The organism is Paraburkholderia sp. SIMBA_027, assembly GCF_046535315.1.
GTDB lineage: Bacteria > Pseudomonadota > Gammaproteobacteria > Burkholderiales > Burkholderiaceae > Paraburkholderia > Paraburkholderia tropica.
The window spans coordinates 373,296-397,647 of record NZ_JAWRWY010000001.1 but is presented as its reverse complement, the minus strand read 5'-3'; the positions used below and the strand labels follow the sequence as shown (position 1 = coordinate 397,647).

The 24,352-nt window shown below is 66.2% G+C and carries 19 protein-coding genes; 7 read left to right on the top strand and 12 right to left on the bottom strand.

Annotation, left to right across the window (positions count from 1 at the left end; all coding sequences use genetic code 11):
- Positions 1-83 precede the first annotated feature (83 nt).
- Both SB764_RS01695 and SB764_RS01690 read right to left on the bottom strand, forming a co-directional pair.
- On the bottom strand, positions 84-1,022 hold the full coding sequence (locus tag SB764_RS01695) for a LysR substrate-binding domain-containing protein (protein WP_110327046.1): 939 nt from the start codon (positions 1,020-1,022) through the stop codon (positions 84-86).
- 9 nt (positions 1,023-1,031) lie between these two features.
- Positions 1,032-1,964 (bottom strand): helix-turn-helix transcriptional regulator, encoded by a 933-nt coding sequence (locus tag SB764_RS01690; protein WP_183040136.1) that lies wholly within the window; start codon positions 1,962-1,964, stop codon positions 1,032-1,034.
- Positions 1,965-2,076: 112 nt separating this feature from the next.
- Between SB764_RS01690 and SB764_RS01685 the strand changes: the two genes are divergently transcribed.
- The 3 genes from SB764_RS01685 to SB764_RS01675 all read left to right on the top strand — a co-directional run bounded on the left by SB764_RS01685 (position 2,077) and on the right by SB764_RS01675 (position 4,330).
- On the top strand, positions 2,077-2,964 hold the full coding sequence (locus SB764_RS01685; RefSeq protein ID WP_183040137.1) for an SDR family oxidoreductase: 888 nt from the start codon (positions 2,077-2,079) through the stop codon (positions 2,962-2,964).
- 303 nt (positions 2,965-3,267) lie between these two features.
- A complete protein-coding gene (locus SB764_RS01680) occupies positions 3,268-3,474 on the top strand; it encodes a hypothetical protein (protein ID WP_065064067.1) in 207 nt (68 codons plus the stop codon).
- 106 nt (positions 3,475-3,580) lie between these two features.
- Positions 3,581-4,330: a glycosyltransferase family 2 protein gene (locus SB764_RS01675; RefSeq protein WP_065064233.1), complete on the top strand. Its 750-nt coding sequence runs from the start codon at positions 3,581-3,583 to the stop codon at positions 4,328-4,330.
- A 243-nt stretch (positions 4,331-4,573) separates the two neighbouring features.
- On the opposite strand, the gene SB764_RS01670 is transcribed toward SB764_RS01675, so the two are convergent.
- The 3 genes from SB764_RS01670 to SB764_RS01660 all read right to left on the bottom strand — a co-directional run bounded on the left by SB764_RS01670 (position 4,574) and on the right by SB764_RS01660 (position 8,724).
- The gene (locus tag SB764_RS01670) at positions 4,574-5,143 is read right to left on the bottom strand and encodes a DsbA family protein (RefSeq protein ID WP_110327044.1); all 570 of its coding nucleotides are present in this window, start codon (positions 5,141-5,143) and stop codon (positions 4,574-4,576) included.
- 110 nt (positions 5,144-5,253) lie between these two features.
- Positions 5,254-7,140: a tannase/feruloyl esterase family alpha/beta hydrolase gene (locus SB764_RS01665; RefSeq protein ID WP_183707326.1), complete on the bottom strand. Its 1,887-nt coding sequence runs from the start codon at positions 7,138-7,140 to the stop codon at positions 5,254-5,256.
- Between the two features lie 330 nt (positions 7,141-7,470).
- Positions 7,471-8,724 carry an MFS transporter gene (locus tag SB764_RS01660; RefSeq protein WP_110327158.1) on the bottom strand — a complete coding sequence of 418 codons (1,254 nt, stop codon included), beginning with the start codon at positions 8,722-8,724 and terminating at the stop codon, positions 7,471-7,473.
- 344 nt (positions 8,725-9,068) lie between these two features.
- Between SB764_RS01660 and SB764_RS01655 the strand changes: the two genes are divergently transcribed.
- The gene (locus SB764_RS01655) at positions 9,069-10,874 is read left to right on the top strand and encodes a DNA-binding protein (RefSeq protein ID WP_410862440.1); all 1,806 of its coding nucleotides are present in this window, start codon (positions 9,069-9,071) and stop codon (positions 10,872-10,874) included.
- 106 nt (positions 10,875-10,980) lie between these two features.
- Here the strand turns inward: SB764_RS01655 and SB764_RS01650 are convergent, their stop codons facing one another.
- From SB764_RS01650 to SB764_RS01635, 4 genes are all read right to left on the bottom strand, one after another.
- On the bottom strand, positions 10,981-12,426 hold the full coding sequence (locus tag SB764_RS01650; protein WP_065064075.1) for a cytochrome-c peroxidase: 1,446 nt from the start codon (positions 12,424-12,426) through the stop codon (positions 10,981-10,983).
- 211 nt (positions 12,427-12,637) lie between these two features.
- Positions 12,638-14,419, bottom strand: coding sequence for an alkaline phosphatase family protein (locus tag SB764_RS01645; RefSeq protein WP_321904113.1), 1,782 nt, complete (start codon positions 14,417-14,419; stop codon positions 12,638-12,640).
- 522 nt (positions 14,420-14,941) lie between these two features.
- A complete protein-coding gene (gene ubiM / locus SB764_RS01640; protein ID WP_110327040.1) occupies positions 14,942-16,138 on the bottom strand; it encodes a 5-demethoxyubiquinol-8 5-hydroxylase UbiM in 1,197 nt (398 codons plus the stop codon).
- Between the two features lie 77 nt (positions 16,139-16,215).
- Positions 16,216-16,638: a hemerythrin domain-containing protein gene (locus SB764_RS01635; protein ID WP_321891913.1), complete on the bottom strand. Its 423-nt coding sequence runs from the start codon at positions 16,636-16,638 to the stop codon at positions 16,216-16,218.
- A gap of 140 nt (positions 16,639-16,778) precedes the next feature.
- On the opposite strand from SB764_RS01635, the gene SB764_RS01630 reads away from it, so the two are divergent.
- Together SB764_RS01630 and SB764_RS01625 are read left to right on the top strand one after the other, a co-directional pair.
- Positions 16,779-16,916, top strand: coding sequence for a hypothetical protein (locus tag SB764_RS01630; protein ID WP_321856818.1), 138 nt, complete (start codon positions 16,779-16,781; stop codon positions 16,914-16,916).
- 212 nt (positions 16,917-17,128) lie between these two features.
- Positions 17,129-18,298, top strand: coding sequence for an FUSC family protein (locus SB764_RS01625; protein WP_410862437.1), 1,170 nt, complete (start codon positions 17,129-17,131; stop codon positions 18,296-18,298).
- 153 nt (positions 18,299-18,451) lie between these two features.
- Here SB764_RS01625 and acnB read toward each other — a convergent pair whose 3' ends face one another.
- On the bottom strand, positions 18,452-21,037 hold the full coding sequence (gene acnB / locus SB764_RS01620; RefSeq protein WP_124262060.1) for a bifunctional aconitate hydratase 2/2-methylisocitrate dehydratase: 2,586 nt from the start codon (positions 21,035-21,037) through the stop codon (positions 18,452-18,454).
- Between the two features lie 433 nt (positions 21,038-21,470).
- Entirely contained in the window at positions 21,471-21,854 is a 384-nt protein-coding gene (locus SB764_RS01615) for an ATP-dependent protease (RefSeq protein ID WP_321870576.1), read from the bottom strand.
- Positions 21,855-22,087: 233 nt separating this feature from the next.
- On the opposite strand from SB764_RS01615, the gene SB764_RS01610 reads away from it, so the two are divergent.
- Positions 22,088-23,332, top strand: coding sequence for a DUF1479 domain-containing protein (locus tag SB764_RS01610; protein WP_410862435.1), 1,245 nt, complete (start codon positions 22,088-22,090; stop codon positions 23,330-23,332).
- An 18-nt stretch (positions 23,333-23,350) separates the two neighbouring features.
- Here the strand turns inward: SB764_RS01610 and SB764_RS01605 are convergent, their stop codons facing one another.
- Positions 23,351-24,295: a DMT family transporter gene (locus tag SB764_RS01605; RefSeq protein WP_321902764.1), complete on the bottom strand. Its 945-nt coding sequence runs from the start codon at positions 24,293-24,295 to the stop codon at positions 23,351-23,353.
- Positions 24,296-24,352 lie beyond the last annotated feature (57 nt).

Below are 24,352 nucleotides of genomic sequence, written 5' to 3'. Positions count from 1 at the left end.
AACCGCCGGCGCGCGCGTCGTGAAATACCGATTACGGCTATCGGGTATAGGTGTAGCCTATAGTAACGCTGTCAGAGCCGGGTTCAGCGACGCGAGCGGGGCGCGGATCGGCCCGGCAGCACGCCCGCCCAGACGCCGCTTTCCACGAGTTCGGCGACGAGCTGCTCGACCGTTTTCTGGATCGCCAGCGAGGCGGCGCTGGTCGGCAGCGCATTGGGCACGCACAACGCCACGGCGCGCGAGATTTCGGGTTCGACGAGGCGGTGGATCAGGTGCTGATCGGCGCTGCGGCCGAATGCGTCGGACGAGACCAGGGTGACGCCGCCGCCCTGGCGCGCGATCGCGAGCATGGTCGGCAGCGAGTCGATGTCGGCGACCACTTTCGGCTCGATGCCTTCGCGCGCGAAGGCGCGCTCGATCAGCAGACGCAGGCCGTTCGCGGCGCTCGGCAGCACGAGCGGCACGTCGGCGAGACGCCGCAGCGGCACGTCCGCGCCCGCGCCGATGCCGTCGATTTCGCCGAACACGTACAGGTTTTCTTCGAACAGCGGCCGCACGGCGATACCGCGCGTTTCGGCTTCGCGAAACAGGATCGCCATGTCGAGGCGGCCGTTCGCCATCAGCTCGGCAAGATAGCCGCTCATGCCCTCGACGATATGCAGCCGGATGCCCGGGTAGTGGCGCCGCACGTACTCATAGAGCGGCAGCGCGAACACCACGGCCACGCTGGTCGGCAGGCCGATGGCGACCTGGCCCGATTCGGTGCCTTTCACCTGCACGGCGAGCGGGATTTCCTCGACCTGGCGCAACACGTCGCGCGCGCGCAGATAGAGCGCGCGGCCCGCCTCGGTCGGCTGCACGCCCTGATGGCTGCGCAGCAGCAACTGGCTCTTGAGTTCGCCTTCGAGGTTCGCGACCTGCTGGCTCAGCGACGGCTGCGCCACGCACAGCCGCTCGGCCGCCTTGGAGAGACTGCCGCAATCGACGATCGCGACGAAATACTTGAGTTGCCGGATATCCATAGGCCTAGCTTATCGCACGCCGGGCTCCGCCGTCATGTGTGTCGCGTCGTCGCTGGTGGATGGCGCGGTCGATGTCTCGGTCGAGGAATCGGGCGAAGATTCCGCCGAAGCCGCCTCTTCGATCAGCGCCCGGATGCGCGCGTTCGTCTCCGCGCCGAGCGGGTTGTAGACCAGCATGTGCAGATCCGGGCGGCCATCGACGGCAAACGCCGACTGCTCCATCTCCACGAGACCGAGCGTCGGATGATGCAGGCGCTTCACGCCGTGCGCCTCGCTTTGATCGTGTACTTCATGGCTGCGCCAGAGCGCGTCGAATTCGGGGCTCAGGCTGCACAGTTCATCGACCAGCTCTCCGACGGCGGAGACGAGCCCGGCGCGCGCGACATCGGCCCGGAACGCGCCGACCACGAAGCGCGCGACCGCCTCCCAGTCGTGCTGCTTGGCGCGCACGTCGGGATTGCAGAACAGAAAGCGCAGGATATTGCGCTGGCCGGGCGGCAACTTGCTGTAATCGGTCAGCACGATGGCGGCGGCGCGGTTCCACGCCACCACGTCCCAGGTTGCCGTCTTGATGATGGCCGGGCTGTATTGCAGCGAATCGAGCAGCCGTTGCAGACGCGGATTCACACCCTCGACGGGCCGGTAGCGCACTTCCGGCGGCCGTCCGAGACCGAGCATGAAAAGGTGCTCGCGTTCAGGTTCGGTGAGCATCAGCGCGCCCGCGATGCGATCGAGCACTTCGGGCGACGGCGCGCCGCCGCGCCCCTGTTCGAGCCAGGTGTACCAGGTCGGGCTGATATGCGCGCGCTGCGCGACTTCCTCGCGGCGCAGGCCGGGCGTGCGGCGGCGGCCGCTGAAGCCGAAGCTGGCGGGATCGAGCCGCGTGCGGCAGCGCTTGAGAAAGTCGCCGAGCGAGGCGACCGAGGCAACGTGGGGAGGCATGTTCGCAGCGATCCTCGCTATCCTGTTAATCATCTTAATATGATGATCTCACTACTTTAACGGTATAGATAAACGGCAGATAGTACGCGTTCCACGACCCAGGAGTAGCAACATGCGTATTTTTCTGACCGGCGCGACCGGCTTTATCGGCTCGGCGCTCGTGCGCGAACTCATCGACGCGGGCCACGACGTGCTCGGCATGACGCGTTCCGATGCGGGTGCGCAGGCGCTCGAACAAGCGGGCGCGCAGGTGCATCGCGGCACGCTCGAAGATCTCGACAGCCTGCGCCACGGCGCGGCGCAAGCGGACGCGGTGATCCACACGGCGTTCGATCACGATTTCTCGCGTTTCGTCGAGAACTGCGAAAAGGATCGCCTCGCGATCCGCGCGCTCGGGTCGGCGCTCGCGGGCTCGAACCGTCCGCTCATCATCACGTCGGGCACGGGCGTCGGCAGCGGTCAGCACGGCGAGCCGGCCAGCGAGGACGTGTTCAACGCGACCCATGCGAATCCGCGCATCGCTTCCGAACTGACGGGCCAGGAACTGCTCGATGCGGGGCTCGACGTGCGCGTGCTGCGTCTGCCGCAGGTTCACAACCCGTACCGGCAAGGGCTCATTACGCCGCTCGTCGCGGTGGCGCGCGAGAAGGGCGTGTGCGCCTGGGTGGGCGACGGCCAGAACCGCTGGCCGGCCGGTCATCTGTCGGACGTGGTGCGGCTCTATCGCCTCGCGCTCGAAAAAGGCGCGCCGGGCGCGCGCTATCACGCCGTCGGCGAAGAGGGCGTGTCGAGCCGCGCGATCGCCGAGTCGCTTTCGCGCGCGCTCGGATTGCCGACGGCGTCGATTGCGCCCGCCGAAGCGGCGGCGCATTTCGGCTGGATGGCGATGTTCGTCGGCATGGACATGCCGGCGTCGAGCGCACTCACGCGCGCGCGGCTGGGCTGGCAGCCGGTTGGCCCGACGCTGATCGCCGATCTCGACGAAGCGCGTTTCGTGTAACGGAGGATTGGGCGCGGCGTGCGCAATGCTCACGCTAATGCCTGGTAATTAGTTCGGCATGCTGATCGATTGATTGCGATCTGAACGCCGGATTTTCAGGTGCGCCGTGCCGCTCATGCGGGCACGGCGCACGACCTCGTCCGCATTCGGGAGAATCCTTACCAATACTTTCTACGTATTGCGAATTATCGGAGTCAGGCGCGGAAAGAACGCGTAACACAGCGTAAACAAGCTGCGATTGAATTCTGCAAGCATACCGGCCAGCTTGTTGCTTTATTTCGTTGCCTGAAGAAGAGAGTTTTCATGAAGAAGTTGCTGGCGCTGGCAAGCGCAATTGCAGTGGCGGCCGCGCTGGGCGGTTGCTGCCTGTGGCCGTTCTGTGGTCCGGGTGCGTGGGGTCCGGGTGGTGGTCCCGGCGGCGGTGGCGGTGGTGGATTCGGCGGCGGCCCCGGTGGCGGTGGCGGCCCGCACGGCGCGATCGTCGTGCCGCACGCGAGCACGTTCGCCTGATCGACCCGAAGCCTGAAGCGCGCATGACGGACCGCCGCGTTGCCGTGGCCGGTGCGTCGCGCGCGCATCCTCCGATATGGCAGTCACGCAGGATGTTGAGGATAACTTGAAAGCATCGCAGCTAGGCGTAGCGATCATCACCCTGAACGCCGGAAAGCATCTGGCGGAGTGCCTGCAATCCGTGCGCTTCGCCGACGAAATCGTCGTGATCGACAGCGGCAGCACCGACGACACCCTGGAGATCGCCCGCCAGCACGGCGCACGCGTAATCGAAGCGGATTGGCCCGGTTTCGGCGCGCAGAAGAATCGCGCGATCGATGCTTTGTCGACGCCGTGGATTCTGTCCATCGACGCCGACGAAGTCGTCACGCCCGAACTCGCGCAATCGATTCGCGAGGCGATCGCGCAACCCGATCAGGTCGTGTATGCGGTCGATCGGCTGTCGAGTTTCTGCGGTCAGTGGATCTATCACTCGGGTTGGTATCCGGACTGGATTCCGCGTCTGTTTCCGCGCGACGTGGCGCGTTTTTCGACTGACCTCGTGCACGAGCGCGTGGTGTACGACGCACCGTCTCGCCGTCTCACGGGCAAGCTGATGCATTACTCGTACGACGATGTCGAAAGCGTGCTGCGCAAGATGGATCTGTATTCGACGCTGGGCGCCGAGCAGCGGCGCGCGTCGGCGAAACGCAGCAGTGTGAGCAAGGCGCTCGGGCGCGGCCTGTGGGCGTTCATTCGCACCTATGTGCTGCGGCGCGGCTTTCTCGATGGCCGCGCGGGTCTCGTGATCGCGGTGTACAACGCCGAAACGGTTTATTACCGCTTCCTGAAGCTCGCGCGTCTCGGTACGCCGTAACGCGTGGAAAACGGCGGTCGATGTGAGTCGATCGCCGTTTTTTTGACGTCACATTCGCAACTAACGGCCAATCGCGCCGTGCGTTGCCCAGTCAGATCCCACGCGAAAAGCATCATGCCCGAACGCACCGCAAGAGCTTGCAGTGCGTCCGGTAGTGCGTCCGGTCATGCGGTCGGTCGTGCGTTCGGCTCCGACCGCGAATGCCGTCGGTTTTCTTGACGCGTCAGCGTGAAAAGCAGCGCTTTAACGCAGGCGCTCGGCCCACGCAGCGACCTCATCGCCGCTGCTGATTTTCGGATCGACCAGCCCGTCGATCATGAAGGTCGGCGAAACGTGGATGCCATTTTGACGCGCGTATTTCGCGTGCCATTTCACTTCGGTGTCGAGGCCGGGAATCGCGAACGCCTCGCGCAGCGCGAGGCCGCTATAGCGTTCGAGGCGCGCGATGATGTCGTTGGGCGTCGCGTCCATGTTGGGGCCGCCGCAATGGCGTTCGAATTCGAATTCCTCGCGATGCGCAGCCACCGCGGCCATCACCGCTTTCGCGCTTTCCTTGCCGCCCGGCAGCGTCGACGCCGCCAGAATGCAGCGCACGATCACGCCCGAATACATATGCCACGGCTGCGATTGCAGGCGGATCTTGATCGTGATCTTGTCGGCGCCCGCGGTGTCGAGCAGGGCGTCGAGCTTGCCGAACGCGCGCACCGAGTACGGGCAGGTCGGTTCGAGAAAGACTTCGAACACGCGCGGGCCGTGGCCCCAGGCGAGCGGATCGGCACGCCACGTGGGCGCGGAAGAAGCGGGTTGCGTCATGGTTTCGGATTCCGGTTGAGGATGAGTGATGTCACGCGACGAGTACGCGGCGTGCGAGCGACGTGCAAACGACGTGCACGCGGCCTGAAAACCGCGCACGTCGCGTACCGTCAGGGTCTGGATTGCGGCAGCGGGAAAAGCGTATCGTCGCGCACGACGTACTGCTTCTGGAAGCCCGGACGCAGCATGAACGCGCCGTACCAGTCGATCGAAGCGGGCTCCTTCACGGGGCTCGCCGCGGGACCGTAGCTCGACGCGAGTTTCGGGTCGCCCTTGCCGAGATAGTGCGCGATCTGCGGGAACGGATAGATCGGACGGCTCGCGAGCGCCGGCTGATTCGGGATCGCCACGGGAGGCAGGGCCGCGTGCGCGCCCATGCCGCCGCCGCGTCCGTCGCTGCCGCCTTGCGGGCCGTCCGTCTGCGGGGCGCCATGTGCGGTGCTAGTGGCCGAAGCCCCCGAGGCAGCGGAAGCACCCGAAGCCCCCGGCGGCGGCCCGAAGCCGCCCGCGCTCGCGGCGATACGATCCGCGTGCAGGCTCGCGGGCGCGGTGCCGCGCTCGACCCATGCCATCAGCGGGCTCAGCGTATCGACTTGCGCGAAGCCGTCGCCGCCGCCGCAGTGGCCCACGCCCGGGATCATGAAGAGGCGCAGGAAACGGTCGGTCGCGGCCACGCCCAGCTCGGCCTGCACGGCGCGATAGTAGGCGATGGAGATCATCGGCGCGATCGAGAAGTCGGCCCAGCCGTGCCACATGATGAGCTTGCCGCCGCGCGCGGAGAACGCGTGCAGATCGGGATTGGTCGCGTCGTTGAGCGGATGCAGTTCCTGCATGCGCGCGAATTGGGCGGTCGTGAACGGGAACGTCGTCGCGCTCGATTCGGCCTGCGACGGCGCGAGATTGACCACCGGCACCATGCTCGCGAACAGCGATTCGGACATCACGCGCGAGTTGGCGTCGCGCGGCACGAACGAGCCCCACATCAGTTCCGAGCCAGGTTCGAGGCCGCCCGGCAGGAAGCGATGACCGGCGGCGTCGGTCGGGCCCGTGTAGATTTTCTGCGCCACCGACCATTCGGCGGGCGTGAGGCAGTGCGCCGTATCGGCCGCGCCGGTCTTGCACGCAACCCAGCCTGGCTGCACGCGGCACGCGCGCGGATCGCTGAGCAGGCCGTCCTTGACGCCGTCGAGCGTGTCGCAATGTGCGATCACCGCATCGTGCAGCACGCGCAGCTTCGGCGCGAGCAGGATCGGCTTGCCGTTGCTGTCGCGATTGGCGGCTACGGTCCACGCGTGGAAGAACGAGTTCTGGATCTGGAACAGCATCGCGGGCGCGCCCGCCGAAATGCCGTCGAAGTCCTCGGGATAGCGCTGCGCTTCCATCAGCGCTTCGCGGCCGCCGTCCGAGCAGCCGGAGAAATACGCGTAACGCGGTGCGACGCCGTAGAACGCGCGCATCAGCGCTTTCGAGGCGAGCGCGGTCAAGTGATTCGCGCGATAAGCGAAATCGATGCGCTTTTGCGGATCGGCCGCGAACGCGCCTTCGTCGGGCGCACCCATGCGGCCCGTGTGGCCCATGTCGGTGGCGGCGACGGCGAACTCGCCGTCGAGCGCGGGACGGCAATCGCCCGCGTTGCCGATGCTCGCGTTGATCTGGCCGCAGAGCCCGCCGCAACCGGCTTGCAGATAGCGTTGCGTCCACTTTTGCGTCGGCAGGTCGAGCTTGAAGCCGATCGACGGCGCGATCGTGCCGCTCACTTCGCAGAACTCGCCTTGCGCGGTGTTCACGCGTTTCGTTTCGATGGCCACGGCGGCGCCGACGGCGACATCGAGCTTCGTCTGGGCGAGCGCCTCGCAGCTTTGCACGGGCGCGACCACGGCCAATGTCGTGCCGGGATCGGCGAAGGCGGGCGCCGCGCGCAGCAGCGCCAGCCCCGCGAGCAGGAGGAGCGCAACGGCGAACGCGGCCGCGCGACGGGAAAGCAGAGTTAAGGACATGGCGTTCATGGAGAGAAACGGTGGGCACTCGCGTGCCGGAGGACGGCGCGGCGAACGGGCCGCCGCGAATTCAGGAACCGTGTTCTTAGCATTTTTTTCGATTCGATGGCGCGGGTTCGGCGGCGCGATTATGACAATCGATGACCGGATAAGCAGAAAGCATGGCGCGCTGAATGTCGATGCAGCGGCGCGGCAGGAGTCTCCGGCCAGGCGCGTGCGCGATTTTCCGGCGTGGCGCAAACGCAGATCGAGCCTGGCATGTGGGTGGATTTCAATCGCGCTATTTGATTTGGCATGCTTAGCAGTGTGCCCGGGATAGGCCGCCCACACTCAACCTCGTCCGCCGCGCATCGTCGCCGCATAAGCGATGAGTCCGAGCAGCGGGCCGGGCACGAGCAGCCACGTCGCGTCGAGTCCGATCTGGCCGAACAGCGCGGTCGTGGCCGCGATCGACACGACCGTGATCGCGAAGCCGATCGAATTCGAGATCGCCAGCGCGCCGCCGACCGCGCCCGGCGGGCACGCTTTCGCGGCGAGCGCCGAGAACTGCGGCGAATCGGCGATCACCGTCGCGCCCCACGCGAGCAGCAGCGCGCCGAGCGCCACGGGCGGCAGATGGCGCCAGGCGAGCGAGAACGTCAACGCGCACGCACCCGACATCGCCAGCGCGCCCAGCGCGACCTTTGCGCTGCCCGCGCGGCGCGACAACGATCCGCCGATCCAGGTGCCGAGCGCCCCGATGCCGATGATGCAGAACGCCACGCCCGAGACGCCGAGGCGCGGAAACGTGGCCGCGAGCGCGGTGCGCGAAACCAGCAGCGGCACCGTCGTCCAGAACGCGTACAGCTCCCACATGTGGCCGAAATAGCCGAACGTCGCCGCGCGAAACGCGCGAATCCGGAACATCGACCACGCGCTCGCGGCGATGGGCGCGCGGTGCGCATCGTCATCGGCACGATCCGGCTGCGCGCGGGCGCGCGTGTACGGCCCGTCGCCGAGCGAGCCGACAAGCACGGCGCCGACCAGCGCGAGCGCCGACGACGCCGTGATCACGAGTTGCCAGGGAAAGCCCGCGCCGGCGAAGCGCATCGCGTGCGGCAGCGCCGTGCCGAGCGTCAACATGGCGACGAGCTGTGCGAGCGCCTGGCCGGTTTTCTCGGGCGCCCAGCTCACGATCAGCTTCATGCCCATCGGATAGATCCCGGCGAGAGTCACGCCCACGCAGAAGCGCAGCGCCGCGCCGCTGATGAGACCGCCCGCGAGCCACGCGAAGGCGAGATTGAAGCCTGCGCCCGTCACCGAGCTCAGCACGAAAATGCGGCTGGCGGCGTATCGGTCGGCGGCGCCCGTCGACGAGATCGTCAACGTGCCGAGAATGAAGCCGATCTGCACCGCGTTCGTGAGCCAGCCGATATCGGCGGCCGTGGCATGCCAGATGCGCATGAGATCGCCGGCGGTGCTGTTGGCGCTGAACCAGAGCGAGGTGCCGAAAAGCTGCGCGATGGCGATGGTGCCGACGGCGCCCGGCAGACGCGGCGCCTGCCGGCGATTCCCGTGGCGTTTGCGGGCGAGGGCGGTGTTCATGGTGAGGCGCGTGCGATGATTGTTCATCATAGCGAGCCCGGCAGGCGGCGAATGGCGTTTTTGTCGGCGATTCACCAGACAAATGCGCCTGGAGCACAGGTCGAGCGCAGGTCAAGCGCGTCCAGATTACGTCTTGAAGAACGCGGCATCGCTTTATAAAATTCGACCCGCACTATTCGGCGACGACATCCAATTGCGCGAATACGTCCCCGTTCCCCCGGCTTTTCCGCCAATTAACTTTGGGGCCGAGACCCGACAATTTTCATATTGCGGGGGCTATGCTCACCACCGATCGACCTGCGGTTGCGTCGATCGTCAATTTTCTTAGCGTTATCGAGGCGGATATGTCTAGCAGCAGTATTGCGATCACCGACGAACTCGTCGCTGAAATCGCGGACCGGATGGCCGAAGACGGCCAGACGGTGTCGCCCGTGGCCATCTGGTCGGAAGTCCATACCGGCTCCGTGGTCTCCGTCGCCGCGTCGCTGCGCAAGTGGCGCGAGGCGCGTGCGCCGCGCGTGCCGCAGGTTTCCGAGCGCCCGGCCTTGCCCGACGCCGTCACCGAAACGATGCGCGACGCGCTCGACCGTCTGTGGACGTCGGCGCAGGACGAGGCCGAGCGCGCCGTGACGCGCCGTCTGGCGTCGATGCGCGAGCGCGTCGAAGACGCGTGCAACGAGCGCGACGACGCGCTCGCCGAGTTGCAGAACACCGTCCAGGAACTGGATTCGCTGCAAGTTCAGCTGGACCGCATGACGAGCGCCTACGAAGCGAAGGTCGACGCCGGCAGCGGACTGGACGAGGACATCGCACTGGCCGTGCAGCGCACCGACGCCGCCGAAAAGCGCGTGCAGGAACTGACCGAGCGCGTCAACCTGCTCGAAGCGGAACTCGAGCAGGCCGCGTCGGAATTCGCGGCCGAGCGCGCGGCGCGTGAAGCCGCCGAGGCCGAAGTGGTCCGCCAGACCGAAATCGCCGCGGCAGCGACGGCCGCCGCGCAGCAGATCGTGGCGGAGCAGGCGGCGGCAGCGGAACGCGCGGCAGCCGAGCAGGCCGCGGCGCAAGCGGCGGCGGAACACGCGGCTGCGGAAAAGGCCGCTGCGGATCAGATCGCGGCGGAGCAGGCGGCTGCCGAACAGGCCGCTGCAGAGCAGGCGGCAGCGGAACAAGCCGCCGAGCAGGCAGCGGCGGAACAGGCCGCGGCGGAACAAGCAGCAGAACTGGCCGCAGAGCAAGCCGCAGCCGAACAGGCAGCCGCACAACAAGCCGAACCCGCCGTCGATAACGAAGCCGAGCGCGCCGCGCTGGAAGCCGCGCACGCGGAAACGGTCGCGCGTCTGGAAGGCGAGCTCGAATCGATCCGCGCCGCGCTGCAAGTCGAGCAGGAAGCCCACGCCGCGCGTCGCGACGAAGTCAGCAGCGTGCAAGCCGAGCGCGATGCCGCCGCCAGCGAACTGCAGAACGTGCAGACGCAGGTCGCCAGCCTGACCGAAGAGCGCGACGCCGGCGCGACCGAAATCGCGCGTCTGTCGGCGACCGTGACGGAAGCGCAGGAGCGCGCGGCCGAACTGTCGCAACTCGCGGAAAACGCGGCAGCCGAAGCCGCCGCGAACGCGGAAGCGATCGCGAAGGCCGAGCAGGCGGTGAAGGACGCGCAGGAAGCGCATGAGGCGCTGCAGGCGCAGGCACAAGCGCAGGCCGAGGCGCAGGCCGAGGAAGCTCAGGCAGCCGCGTCGGCGCCGCAGGAAGCGCAGCAAGCAGCGCAGCAGGACACGGCGGCCATCGAAGCGCTGGAAACGCTGAAGGCCCAGTTCACGCAGGAAGCGCAAACGCACGCCGCCGCGATCAACGAAGCGCGCGACAACCTCAAGAAGTGGGCCGACTACGCGAACGGCCTCAAGCAGCAACTGATCCAGTCCAACGAGCAGATGATGCTGATCCACGCACGCGGCGTGGGCGAAGCATCGCTGAGCCGCCGCCTCGCCGGCGAGCTGAGCCAGCTCAAGCCGGATCACGAGTTGCTGCGCAAGGAGTTCCAGCAGCGCGTCATCGTCGAGGCGATCAGCGCCCAGCTCGAAGCACAGGGCTATCGCTACGACGCGTCGACGGGCGCGGTCACGAAGCTGAACGCCGAGAACGCATCGGCCTGACGCTTTGGACGCACGCACCGGCGAGCCTGGCCGGTCGACAAAACAAAAAACGCGCGGATCGCTCCGCGCGTTTTTTTTCGCCTCGTGCCAATACCGGCAGCCGCGCTCACTTCGCCTTGTAGCCGTCCGTGAGCGTGCCGATGAACGCGATGATGTCCTGGATATCCTGATCGGACATCGCGGGCTGATCGGTCGGCTTGCGGTCGAACGGCGCATCGGCGTAATCGACGTTGCCTTGCCACGCCTTCGGAATGTCGTTGTACATCTGCACCTTGCCCGAAGCGTCGCGCGGATAGATCTTGCCCGGATCGGTATTGCGCAGGTTGTAGAAGTCCATCACCTGCTTCAGATCGTGATAGACGCCGTTGTGGAAATACACGTGACGAATTGCGCTGTTGCGCAGCGTCGGCGTGAGGAACATGCCGCAATACTGCGTCTGCTTCGCGAGGTCCTGGCGGATCGGCCCGCACAGTCCGAGGTCGAAGAATTTCGGATCGCGATTCGCTTCCAGGCGCGGATTGCGCGGCACGCCGAGCGCTTCGTACTGCGTGTCGGTGAAGAGCGGCGGCAGGCCGTCCGAGGTCGGCTGGCTCAAGTGGCAACCGGCGCAATTCGCCTTCTTCGAATCGTTGAACAGACGCAGGCCGCGCAGTTCCGCGTGCGTGAGCCGCGCCTTGCCTTGCAGCCAGTCGTCGTATTTGCTCGTGAACGCGTGGAAATCCGGTTCCTCGAATTCGAAGCGGCCGACCGCGAACATCGCCTCGGCGGTCAGCAAGGTCGGGTTGTCGAAGATGCGCGGGCCGAACAGTTTGCGGAAGGTGTCCGAGTACGACGCGTGCGCGAGCTTCGCGGCGACCGTGGCGGCATCCGGGTTCGCCATTTCGGTCGGATTGAGCAGCGGCCCGAGCGCCTGGCGCTGATACGAATCGGCGCGACCGTCCCAGAACAGGCCGCCCACCGGCACCATGGCGACGGTCGTGGGCGTCGCGCCCGCGACCTTGTCGGCGCGCTGCGTGCCCTTGGCGGCCTGGGCGAGCGCGTTGAAGTCGGGCGGCGCGGCGGCGTCGGCGGCATCGGGGCCGATGCTGAACGGCGCCTGGCGATACAGATACGCGAGCGAGGGCGGTGGACGATAGCTCTGGCGATCGAGATTCGGGCCGCCCAGTTGGGCGTCGAGATCGTTCGGCGGACCGTAGCCACGCGTCGCGCTATGACACGACGCGCACGACTGCTTGCCCGACGCGGACAACGACGTGTCGTAAAAAATCTGCTTGCCGAGTTTCGCGACCGCGCTCAGCGGCGCCTGCGGCGGCAACACGAGCTGCACGGGATGCGGATTGGCGCCGGTGAGGTCTTCCACCGCGTCGCCCACGGCGGCGGGCATGCGTTCGGGATAGGCGAGCGCGTAGCCGGCCAGCCCGGCGAGCGCGAACAGCGCGACCGCGCAGCCGGTCAGCAGGCGCGTGCGGCCGCGTGTCCGGCTGGCGCCGGGCGGCCCCTTGGGCGCGGAGGACTCGGCGGAAGGGGACGGACGGTACGGTTGCGTTGACATAGACGAGTGATGAGCGATGCCCGCGAGGCCCGGCGAACCTGCGTGCATGCCGGGCGCTGTAAAGAGGAACAAGCCAGGAAAAAAGCATCGATCCGACCGTGGCCGGACCGATGCGCAAGAGCGTCCCCACACTGCGTCAAGCGATGCAGGCAGGTCGGGACGCCCGTCGATGGTCAAACAAACATTGCGCCGGACGCGACCGGTGCGACGCTTAGAGCGACGGCCCGGTGATCGCAGCGGGCGCCGACGAGAGCTGCGTGCCCTTGTTCGAGTCGAGATACAGCGGCGCGATCGGCGACGTGCTCGCGAAGTTGAACAGGTTCATGATGCTGCCCGCGTTCGCGTCGTTCGAGCCCTGGCCGATGCGCGCGCCGCCGAGCCAGTTGTCCTCGATGAAGCGCACGACCGAGGACTGTGTGACCACGGTGGTGCCGTCGACGAAATTCGCCTTGGCGTACGGCGAGATCACGAGGAACGGAATGCGCGTGCCCGGACCGCAGCGGCCATTCACGGCGCCGCCGTTCACGCCCGCGCCTTGCACCGCGCCCGTGGCGTTACACACGCCCGCGCCGTTGAGCTGGTCGGCGCCCGTCACGGCCGTCTTGGTCGTCTGGCCCGTCGTTTCCGCCGAGGTCGAGTCGAACGAGGAGGTCGTCGGCGCGATGTACTGGTGGTCGTACCAGCCGTCCGAGTCGTCGTAGGTCACGATGACCGCGGTGTTCTTCCAGTCGGGCTGCTGCTGGAGGAAGTTCACCACGCTCGTCACGAACGACTGTTCGTCGAGCGGGTCGGAGTTGCCAGGGTGGGCGTCGGCGACCGCCGGTGCCTTCAGGAAGCTCACCGACGGGAAGTTGCCCGCCTTGACCGCCGTGAAGAAGTCGTTCACGTCGTACTGGTGATGCACGGGCGTGGCCGTGTTGTCGAGCGGATCGGTGTAGCCGATCGCCGCCACCGACGACGGACGCGTATGCGCGAGGTTCTGCGTGCTCGTGTAGTACTGGAACCACGCGTGATGCTGCACGTAGTCGTTTTCGCTCGCGCCGAGCACCGACGAATACGTCGAGCGGTTGCAGCCCGTCGTGCCGTTCGCGTTCACGGTCTGCAGATTGAAGCCGCCCATGAAACCGCCCCACGTGACGCCGCTCGAATTCAGCAGATCGCCGATGTTCTTCGAGGACATCGCCGCCGTCGTGCTCGAACCGGCCGCGACCGTGCAGGCGTCGCCGGTCGGGTCGAGGTCGCCGACGAGCGTCCAGCCGCCTTGCAGGTCGTACACCACGTCGGTCGACGGGCTCGTCGTCGCGCTGCCCGTGACGACCGCGCCGCTCGACGTCACCACGGCGCCGTTGTGCTGGCCCGAGATCACCGAGATCGCGCCCGGCGTCGACGGACCGTAGGTGTCCGTGTACGCGTTGTCGCTCATCGCGAAGTGCTGCGCGTAGTTCCAGAGCGCGGTCACGGTGTTGCCGTCGAAATAACCCATCACGAGGCCCGGCTCGCCGAACGTGTTCGCCGAACCCACGGCGTTATTGCCGGTGTTCAGCGGATACAGATCCATCTTCCCGTCGTCGGCGGCGAGCTGTTCCGGCGTGTAGTTGTGGTTCTGGCTTTCCGTGGCGGCCTGCGAACGGTCGAGGCGGAACGGATTGATGTTGGTCCCGCTCGGGTTCTTCGTGTTCGCGACGGTCGGGTTGCTCGTCAAGAGCGCGGTCGTGAGACCGTTGACGGTCGGCGTGCCCGCGGCTGCCGTAAACGTCGGCTCGCCTTCGGGGTTCTGCGCGTTCGGATAGGTGCCGAAGTAATGGTCGAAGGACTCGTTCTCGCCGAAGATGACCACGAGGTGCTTGATCGGCGTGCTCGTCGCGAGCGCGTCTTGCGGCGAGGCGGCCGCCGTCGTCGAGCTGGACGGCGTGTTGTTGCTGCTGCCGCAGGCCGCGATGGTCGCGACCGCCGCAGCGAACGAGATGGATAGCAAAGCTTTTCTGTGTTGCATTTCGCGCGCTCCTGGATTTTAGTATGGCGCTTCGTCTTATTGGGTTGAAAGCAAGCAGGGGGACGATCGCAATATTCGCAATCGGGATTCTTTGAGGCGCCGTCAAAGTGGGCGCATTGAATCATTCGAGTGTGAAACTTTTATAAAGAATTCCGAATATCCGGTAGGCGGTTTTCGGCGATTATTGCAGTCGATGCAGGTAATGAAGACGTTTGACGCCCGGCAGGAATCGGGCAATTGAAAGCCGGCGGCGAGCGGCTGGCGGGCAGGGGTTTACAGCGTGAAAAGCACAACGCGGTCGTCGAGGGCCGCGTTGCTTTGAATTAACTCGTTGATAATCAGGTTCTAATTTCTTAATTCGACGCTGAAATAAATCGTAAAATTACTGTTATTAATTTATTGAAATATTTCGATCGTATTTCGTGCGTATTTCGTTTTGCTTTTATTGACGGCGGACCTTTGCCGTTTTTGAAACCGGCGCGTGGGCGAGCGCCGGTAATTTTTCGTCATCCAATGTGCTGATTATCCGGTCAGCGAAGCGGCCACGGCTTTGCGGAACGGCGCGAGATGCGAGGCCGCGCGCAGCATGACGTTGCGCGCGAGGCGCGCGGGCAGCGTGCCGTTGGTGTAGATCTCGGTGATCAGGCGCGTGGCCAGAAACAGCGGCCGCGTCGCGCGCCGATGGCGGCTCTCGTAGCGGCGCAACACGTTCAGCGCGCCGATATCGCCGCCTTCGCGCAGCGCGGTCGTCAGGCACTCGCAAAGCGTTTCGACGCTCGCGAGGCCGAAGTTGAAGCCGTGCGCCGTGACCGGATGCATGCCCACGGCCGCGTCGCCGATCGCGGCAAAACGCGTGGCCGCGAAGCGGTCCGCGTAGACCGAAACGAGCGGATAGAGATGGCGCGTGCTGACCAGTTGCATCGCGCCGAGCCGCCGTGCGAAACGCCGTTCGAGATTCGCGCCGAACGCTTCAGCATCGAGCGCCGCGAGCGCGCTGATTTCGTGCGCGGGCAGCGTGAGCACGACCGACGACTGATGCGCGCCGCTCGGCGCATGCGCGTTCATCGGCAGCAGCGCGAGCGTCTGGCCGTAGCCGAACCACTCCCAGGCCGCCTCGCGATGCGGCAGCTCGTGCGTCATGCGGCAGACGAGCATGGTCTTGCCGAAGTCGTGCAGATCGGCGGCGATGCCCATCATGCGGCGCGTCGCGGAAAAGCGGCTGTCGGCGGCCACGACCAGCGCGCCCGTCAAGACCGTGCCGTTGTCGAGCGTCACGCGCGCCGCTTCGGCGCCGGTGTCCACGGCGCTGACCGCTTCGCCCGCGATCACCGTGACATCGCCGTGCGTGGCGATGTTCGCCTGCAACGCGTCGAAAGCCGCCTGGCGGATGACCTGGTTGGCGACCAGCCAGCCCAGCTCCGCATGCTCGCGCGAGTCGCTGCCGATTTCGAGCGCATGCGTGGAGAGGCCGTTGAAGATTTTCGCGGCGCGCATCGGCGAGCGGGCGTCGGCGTCGATACGCTCCCACAGGCCGAGTTCGCGCATCAGGCGCACGGAGGGTTGCGTGAGCGCGATTTCGCGGCCGTCGAAGGCGGGCGCGGCGATCACGTCGAGCGGCTGTTGCTCGACGAGCGCGATGCGCAGGCCGCGGCCGCTGAGCGCACGCGCGAGACAGAGACCGACGGGGCCGCCCCCGACGATGATGACATCGTGATTCATGGACCTGTTCTGCGGAGGGAGTGAGCGGAAAGGAAACAGCGATGCGCCGGAGCGCGGGCACGAAAGCGCGGCGCGCGTCAGACGACCGGCGCGACGCCGGTCTCGCGCATGTGGCCGATCATCATCGAATCCATGGTCTTGACGTGAAACGCGAACCACTCGCGCAATTCGCCGATCAGCCGCCGGCCGAGATCGAAGCGCGCGTTCTGGGCGATCTCGTCGCGCACGAGGCCGGCGACGTGCAGCGCGTGGCGATGCTGGCCCGCATGGCAATGGCGCGGCCCGAATTCGAGCGCCTCCATCCAGCGCTCTTCCTGCGCAAAATGCTCGCGCGTGTGCGCGATCCACGCGTCGAGCGCCTCGACGAGCGCTGCGTCCGGTGCATCGTGCGCGAGGTCGAGCAGACGCACGAATTCGGTGTGCATGGCGTCGGTGACGGGCTCGCCGAGTTGCAGCTCGGGAGGCAAAAGCGAGGGAGAAGACGCGACGGGCGAGGACATGAGGTGGGGCGGAGCGAGCACAACGGCTGTCTCGGGGAAATTATCAAGATAGCAAGGCGGCGCAGTTCGCTCGATGATCTCGCGCAAGGAGGCGGGCTGCCGAGGCTGCGGCAAATGGGTTCGCGCGACTGCGCGAAAGCATGGGCACGTTCCTCGGCGCGACCTTGCGCGCCGCCCATGCGATTCAACTCGATCCGGCGATGCAGGCGTGCAGGCGGCAGGTGCTGCACGTTCTGCGCAGGGCATCGGGAAGCATCGACACGCCCGCGTTATTTTGACCAGATATCATTCGGGAAAACCCGAGCCGCGCGCCGCACGTCGTACCCTCGACACAGGCGCTCGCGGCTTTGGGGACTGTCTCGCCGTGCGTGCGCAGGACCGGAGATCCCGGTCGGGCGGCGCATCCGGCGTCCCCTCATCGCCGGGCTTCGCGCCCGGACGTCGGATACGGCCACAAGCCGGATGCCGACACGCACGGATATCGTCGACCATGATCGCCGCCGCCTGTTCACGCGCCTTCAACCGCGCGCTGCTTCACGACCCCGAATTCGCGCGTCTACGCGGCGCCGCACGCTCCACGCTCGCGAGCCTGCTCACCGCGAGCCTTGGCGTGCCGTGGGCGCTCCAGCACCATCAGACCGCGACGCTTGCCGTCCCCGCCGCACTGTTCGCGATGATCGCGCCGCTGTTTCTGCGCGAGGCGCGGCTTTCCGGCTGGCTGGTGTCGCTGCTGATCTTGTGCGGTTGCGCCTGCGCGGCGTTCGCGGCCGCCGCCACGGTCGCCGCGCAACCGATGTGGCGCGACGCGGGCTCGCTGCTTGTGGTGTTCGTCGGCATGTTGTGCCAGTCGCTCGGCGCGCGCGCGGTGGGCGCGGCGTTGCTGACGCTGGTGGCGTTTTACCTCGGCCTGTATCTGCATCCGGTGGATGCGCGCCTCGCGGAGATGCTGACCGGCATGGCGCTCGCGCCGTTCGTCGTCGCGTTCGTGGGGCGCGTGGTGATTCCGGTCGAGCGTGTGGAGGCGGCGTCGTCGCGATCGCGCGCGGCGTTCGTGCGCGGCGTGCCCGCGAGCGTCGCGGCGGCGAAGGCGCGCATTGCATTGGCGCTGCGTCTTGCCGCCGATGTGCTCGTCACGGGGCGGCCTTCGCGGCGGCCGTTGAGCGAGTTGCTCGCACATCGGCTGCACCGGCTCGCGTGGCGCCCGGCGCTGGTCGCGACCGTCGCGGCGTTGCTGGCGATGCTGGCGGGCAGCGCGTTGTCGGCGGATCGCGCGATGTGGGCCGTCATCAGCACCTTCGTGGTGTTTCTCGGCACGACCTCGCATCAGGGCACGCGCGCCCGCGTGATGAAGCGCATCGCGGGCACGCTCACGGGCGCGGCGGCGAGCGTGCTGCTCATTGGCCTCTGCGGCCACGAGCCCTGGCTGCTGGTGGCGGCGACGGCCTTATCGGTGTTCGGCTGGGCCTATTACATTCTTCACGCTTATGCGCGCGGCGTCTTCTTCATCACGATGCTGGTCGGGCTCGTCTACGGGCAACTGGGTTTCGCGATCGTGCCGCTCGCGCGCCTGCGTATCGAGGAAGTGCTGGCCGGATGCGTCATCTCGCTCGTCGTGGCGATGCTGCTGATGCCGTCGGCGAGTGCGCCCGAGCGGGCGTGACACTGCACCTGAATCCGCGCGATCCACAAAAAAATAGCGCCGCAGGCCTGGAGCCTGCGGCGCTATCGGCATGCCGCTAAAACGCAAAACTGAAGAGCCGGACGACGGCGCGAATCTGCGTTTCCGCTATCGCGCCGTAGCCGCTCGTCGCGTTTAGATCTGCACGCTGTCGGCGACTTCCTTGAAGTCTTCGATCTTGTCGAAGTTCATGTACTGATAGATCTTGTCGCCGTTGGCGGTCAGCACGCCCATGTCGGCCATGTACTCTTCCTTGGTCGGGATCTTGCCCAGACGCGAGCAGATCGCCGCCAGTTCCGCCGAGCCGAGGTACACGTTCGTGTTCTTGCCCAGACGGTTCGGGAAGTTACGCGTCGACGTCGACATGACCGTCGCGCCTTCGCGCACCTGTGCCTGGTTACCCATGCACAGCGAGCAGCCCGGCATTTCGGTCCGCGCGCCAGCCGTGCCGAACACGCCGTAGTGGCCTTCTTCGGTCAGCTGCTTCTGGTCCATCTTGGTCGGCGGCGCGACCCACAGCTTCACGGGGATGTCACGCTTGCCTTCGAGCAGCTTCGACGCGGCGCGGAAGTGACCGATGTTGGTCATGCACGAACCGATGAACACTTCGTCGATCTTCGCGCCGGCGACGTCCGACAGCGTCTTCACGTCGTCCGGGTCGTTCGGGCAGGCCACGATCGGCTCATGCACGTCGGCCAGATCGATTTCGATGACGGCGGCGTATTCCGCGTCTGCGTCCGGCTGGAGCAGTTGCGGGTCGGCCAGCCACGCTTCCATCGCCTTGATACGGCGTTCGAGGCTGCGCGGGTCTTGATAGCCTTGCGCGATCATCCACTTCAGCAGCGTGATGTTGCTGTTGAGGTACTCGATGATCGGTTCCTTGTTCAGGTGCACCGTGCAACCGGCAGCCGAACGCTCAGCCGACGCATCCGACAGTTCGAACGCTTGCTCGACCTTCAGGTCGGGCAGGCCTTCGATTTCGAGAATGCGGCCCGAGAAAATGTTCTTCTTGCCTTGCTTGGCGACCGTCAGCGTGCCTTCCTTGATGGCCCACAGCGGGATCGCGTTGACGAGGTCGCGCAGCGTGACGCCCGGCTGCATCTTGCCCTTGAAGCGGACCAGCACCGATTCCGGCATGTCCAGCGGCATCGTGCCGGTGGCGGCCGCGAAGGCGACCAGACCCGAACCTGCCGGGAAGCTGATGCCGATCGGGAAGCGCGTGTGCGAGTCGCCGCCGGTGCCGACGGTGTCGGGCAGCAGCATGCGGTTCAGCCACGAGTGGATCACGCCGTCGCCCGGACGCAGCGCGATACCGCCGCGCGTGCTGATGAAGTTCGGCAGCGTCTGGTGCGTCTTGACGTCGACGGGCTTCGGATAAGCGGCCGTGTGGCAGAACGATTGCATGACGAGGTCGGCCGAGAAGCCGAGGCACGCCAGGTCCTTCAGTTCGTCGCGGGTCATCGGGCCCGTGGTGTCCTGCGAGCCGACCGAGGTCATCTTCGGTTCGCAGTACGTGCCCGGGCGCACGCCCTGGCCTTCCGGCAGACCGCAGGCGCGGCCAACCATCTTCTGCGCGAGCGAGAAGCCCTTGCCGCTGTCGACCGGTTGTTGCGGCAGACGGAACAGCGTCGACGGCTTGAGGCCGAGCGCTTCACGCGCCTTGGCGGTCAGGCCGCGGCCGATGATCAGCGGAATGCGGCCGCCGGCGCGCACTTCGTCGAACAGCACGTCGGACTTGACCGTGAATTCGGCGATCACGGCGCCGTTCTTCAGCGCCTTGCCTTCGTACGGACGCAGTTCGACCACGTCGCCCATTTCCATCTGCGACACGTCGAGTTCGATCGGCAGTGCGCCGGCGTCTTCCATCGTGTTGTAGAAGATCGGGGCGATCTTGCCGCCGAGGCACACGCCGCCGAAGCGCTTGTTCGGGATGAAGGGGATGTCTTCGCCCGTGAACCAGAGCACCGAGTTGGTGGCCGATTTACGCGACGAACCCGTGCCGACCACGTCGCCGACGTAGGCGACCAGGTGACCCTTTTCCTTCAGCGATTCGATGAACTTGACCGGGCCGCGCTTGCCGTCTTCTTCCGGCGTGATGCCGGGACGGGCGTTCTTCAGCATGGCGAGCGCGTGCAGCGGGATGTCCGGGCGCGTGGTGGCGTCCGGCGCCGGCGACAGGTCGTCGGTGTTGGTTTCGCCCGTGACCTTGAAGACCGTGATGGTCAGGCTTTGCGGGACTTCCGGACGGCTCGTGAACCATTCGGCGTCGGCCCAGCTTTGCAGCACGGCCTTGGCGTTTGCGTTGCCCTTGTCGGCGAGTTCCTTGACGTCGTGGAACTGGTCGAACATCAGCAGGGTTTTCTTGAGCGCGTCGGCGGCGACGGTGCCCACGGCCGGGTCGGCCAGCAGTTCGATCAGCGGGGCGATGTTGTAGCCGCCGAGCATCGTGCCGAGCAGTTCGGTGGCGCGCTCGCGCGAGATCAGCGCGCAGGCGGTGTCACCCTTGGCGACGGCGGCCAGGAAGCCGGCCTTCACGCGCGCGGCTTCGTCCACGCCGGCCGGCACGCGGTTGGTGATCAGATCGACCAGCGTGGCCTCTTCGCCTGCGGGCGGATTCGTCAGCAGTTCCACCAGCTCGGCGGTTTGCTGAGCCGTGAGAGGCAGGGGGGGGATGCCGAGCGCGGCGCGTGCGGCTACGTGAGCACGAAAGTTTTCAAGCATGGGGGACCTGCTGTATTGCGTTTCAGGGGAAGGCGTTCCAGACACGCCGAGGCTATTCCGGGCACTACCACTACTTTGACCGCGATTCTAATCGCTGTGCCGTCTATCGTCAAATGTCTTATGTCTTATATAAGAGTTGATCGGCGGAGCGGTTGGCGATGAGGGGCCGCGCGTGGGGCGGCGGGCGGGAGCGTGCGATTTGTTCGATTTGCGATAGATCGCTGTTTTAGCGGGATTTTTCTGTTGTGCGGACGAATTCAGGTGGATTCGTCGCGCGCGCCGCAAGGCAATCCGGGCCCGATTTTAGAGCGGAATCCGGAAAGGACATTTACCGGATGGGCATGTTATTCCACCATGTGAGAAGTGAGGCGAGGCGGTCGAAATCGCGTCTGAAAGTCACGTAAGGTTTGCTGCGCGACGGCCTCCGCCATGCTCAGAGATCGCCGCGCACTTCGCCGGTGCCGAGCGCGGTCCGCTGGCGGTTGACCTCCGCCCAGAGTGCGTCGCTTTCGTCGTCGCGCAGCACGATGATCCAGTCCAGTTGCTCGCCGGTCACGCCGAAGTATTCCTGCAATTCCTTGCGCACGGCTTCGATGAATTGCGCATATTCCGGCGTCGCCTGGGCTTGTGCGTGCAGCGCGTCGTACTCGGCGTCGTCCGCGCCGCCGCCACGCTCCTCGATGTAGTCCGTGAGCCATTGGTCGCGCTCGCGGTCGTAGTCGGCCTCGGCGCGCATCGCCTGCACGGCCGTGTAGAAGTCCAGTTGGGCAAACGCGGCAATCGCCGCTGTCGTGGCCGCGTCGAATGTCGTGGTCATGGTGTATCTCGTGGTTGAATGCGCCGCTTGAACAGCATCGCAAAGACAGTATCGGCTGCGGGAAACGTGTCGAATCCCCTCGGTCCGTGATACTACCTCGCGGCCTTGCCGGAAATGAATAACACCCCGCAATATCCGCGCCGGATCGCGCCCCGGCGTCACGCGCTTTCGCTTCGTTCGCCGCTCACGTAAGCTAGGGCCGATAAAGACGACAACACAACACGGAGACGCGCATGCCCCTGCAGATCGACGACCTCCCAGGCGCCATTCGCGCCGCAAAGAATGAACTTCGCGAGCGGCTGCCCAACTATCGCGAGGTGTTCGCCGAAGTCGAGGCGGACATGATCGCGCAGGCCGAGCGCATCGCGGCGCTGCGCGAGCGCGGCGAGCCGGTGATTCCCGAGATCCGCTTCGACGATATCGCGGCCGGCCGCGTAAGCGTGGAGCAGATCGCGAACGTGAAAACGCGCGGCGCGTGTGTGATCCGCAACGTGTTCGATCGCGCGCGCGTCGAGCAATGGGACCGCGATATCGCCGACTATGTCGAGCGCAATCGCCTCGACAAGAAGCTCGAAAACCGCGCGGAGGATCGATACTTCGGACAACTGGCTTCCAGCAAGCCGCAGATTTACGGCGTGTACTGGTCGAAGCCGCAAGTGCTGGCGCGCCAGTCCGCGGAACTCACGCAGGCGCGCGTTTTTCTGAACCGGCTCTGGCGCAGCGAAAGCGAAGGGCGCGTGCATTTCGATCCCGACCGCGTGCCGGTTTACGCGGACCGTTTGCGCCGGCGTCCGCCGGGTTCGGAATCGCTGGGCTTGTCGGCGCATTGCGATGGCGGCTCGGTCGAGCGCTGGATCGAGCCGAATTTCCGCAAGGTCTATCGCGAGGTGTTTTCCGGCAACTGGCGCGCGTACGATCCGTTCGACGCGGCCTGGCGCACGGAGGTCGAGGAAATCGCCTCGCCCGCCGTGTGCTCGATGTTCCGCACCTTCCAGGGCTGGACCGCGCTGACGCAGCAGGGGCCGGGCGACGGCACGCTGCAACTCGTGCCGATCGCCAGCGCCATGGTCTACATCCTGCTGCGCGCGCTGCAGGACGATATCGCCGACGACGACCTCTGCGGCGCCATGCCGGGCCGCGCGCTGTCGATCAAGGCGGCGTATCACGCGCCGCTGTTCCGCGCGCTTTCGTCGATCCCGCTGATGCAGCCCGGCGACACCGTGTTCTGGCACAGCGACGTGATTCACGCGGTCGAGGACGCGCATCGCGGCAGCGGTTACAGCAACGTGATGTATATCGCCTCGCTGCCCGCGTGCGCGAAAAACGACGCTTATTTACGGCGTCAACTGCCGAGTTTCATCGATGGAGAAAGTCCGCCCGATTTTCCCGCCGATCATTTCGAAGTGGATTTCACCGGCCGCGCGAGTCTCGACGATCTCACGGCGATTGGGCGCGCGCAAATGGGCGTCGGGCTGTAAATCGCGCGTCGTCACGGCTCAGTCGCAGGACGGTTCGCGCGGCATCGTGGCCACGCGCCGCACCGGCAACGGCGCGCGCCACGTCTGCGCGAGCAGCACGCCCGCGAGCGCCACGCCGCCACCGAGCAGGTGATACGCATGCAGCCGCTCGCCGAAACAGCCGACGGCCAGCACCGCCGTGAACACGGGCAGCAGATTCATATACATGCTGCAGCGGTTCGGGCCGAGATGCTTCACGCCCTGCATCCAGAAGAACGGCAGCACGACCGAGGCGAGCGAGCCCGCGTAAGCGATCAGCGGCAGGCTCGCGCGATTGGGCAGCGCATCGGCGAGCGGCAGGCGCAACATCAGGATCAACATGACGAGCAGCGCCGCGATCGCCTGAAAATAGGTCGATTGCCACGACGGCAAGCCGACGTGCCAGCGCCGCAGCAGCACGCCATAGAGCGCGTAGGCGGCGCCCGCGCCGAGCATCAGCAGATCGCCGGGGTGGACGCCGCCCGCGAGCAGGGCGGGCGGATTGCCGCCGGTGATCAGCCAGACGAGACCCGCGAACGACAGCACGCCGCCCGCCGCCATGCCCGTGGTCGGCGTTTCGCCGAGCAGCGCGACCGAGAGCAGCATCGTCAGCAGCGGCACGAGCGCGGTCATGATCGCCATATTGGTGGCCGTGGTCGTTTTCGCGGCTTCGTAGGAGAGGCACTGGAACAGCGCCATCGCGAGCAGGCCGAGAAAAGCGAGCTTCGGCAATTGCGGGACGATGGCGGCGCGGTTGCGCCAGGCGGCGGCCGGCACGAAAAGGCTCATCAGCGCGACGGCGAGCACGAGACGCCAGAAGGTGATCGCGTAGGGATCGATGGTGTGCGCGGACAGGCGCGACACCATGACGTTGCCGGACCACAGTGCAATCGCGACGATCGGGAACAGCGAAGGGAGCGCGGAGCGCGAAGAGGGAGCAGGCATGCGGGCCTCGTGGTTCAGGGGGGGCAGCGGTGGAAGGAATCAGCGAGCCCCGAGCAT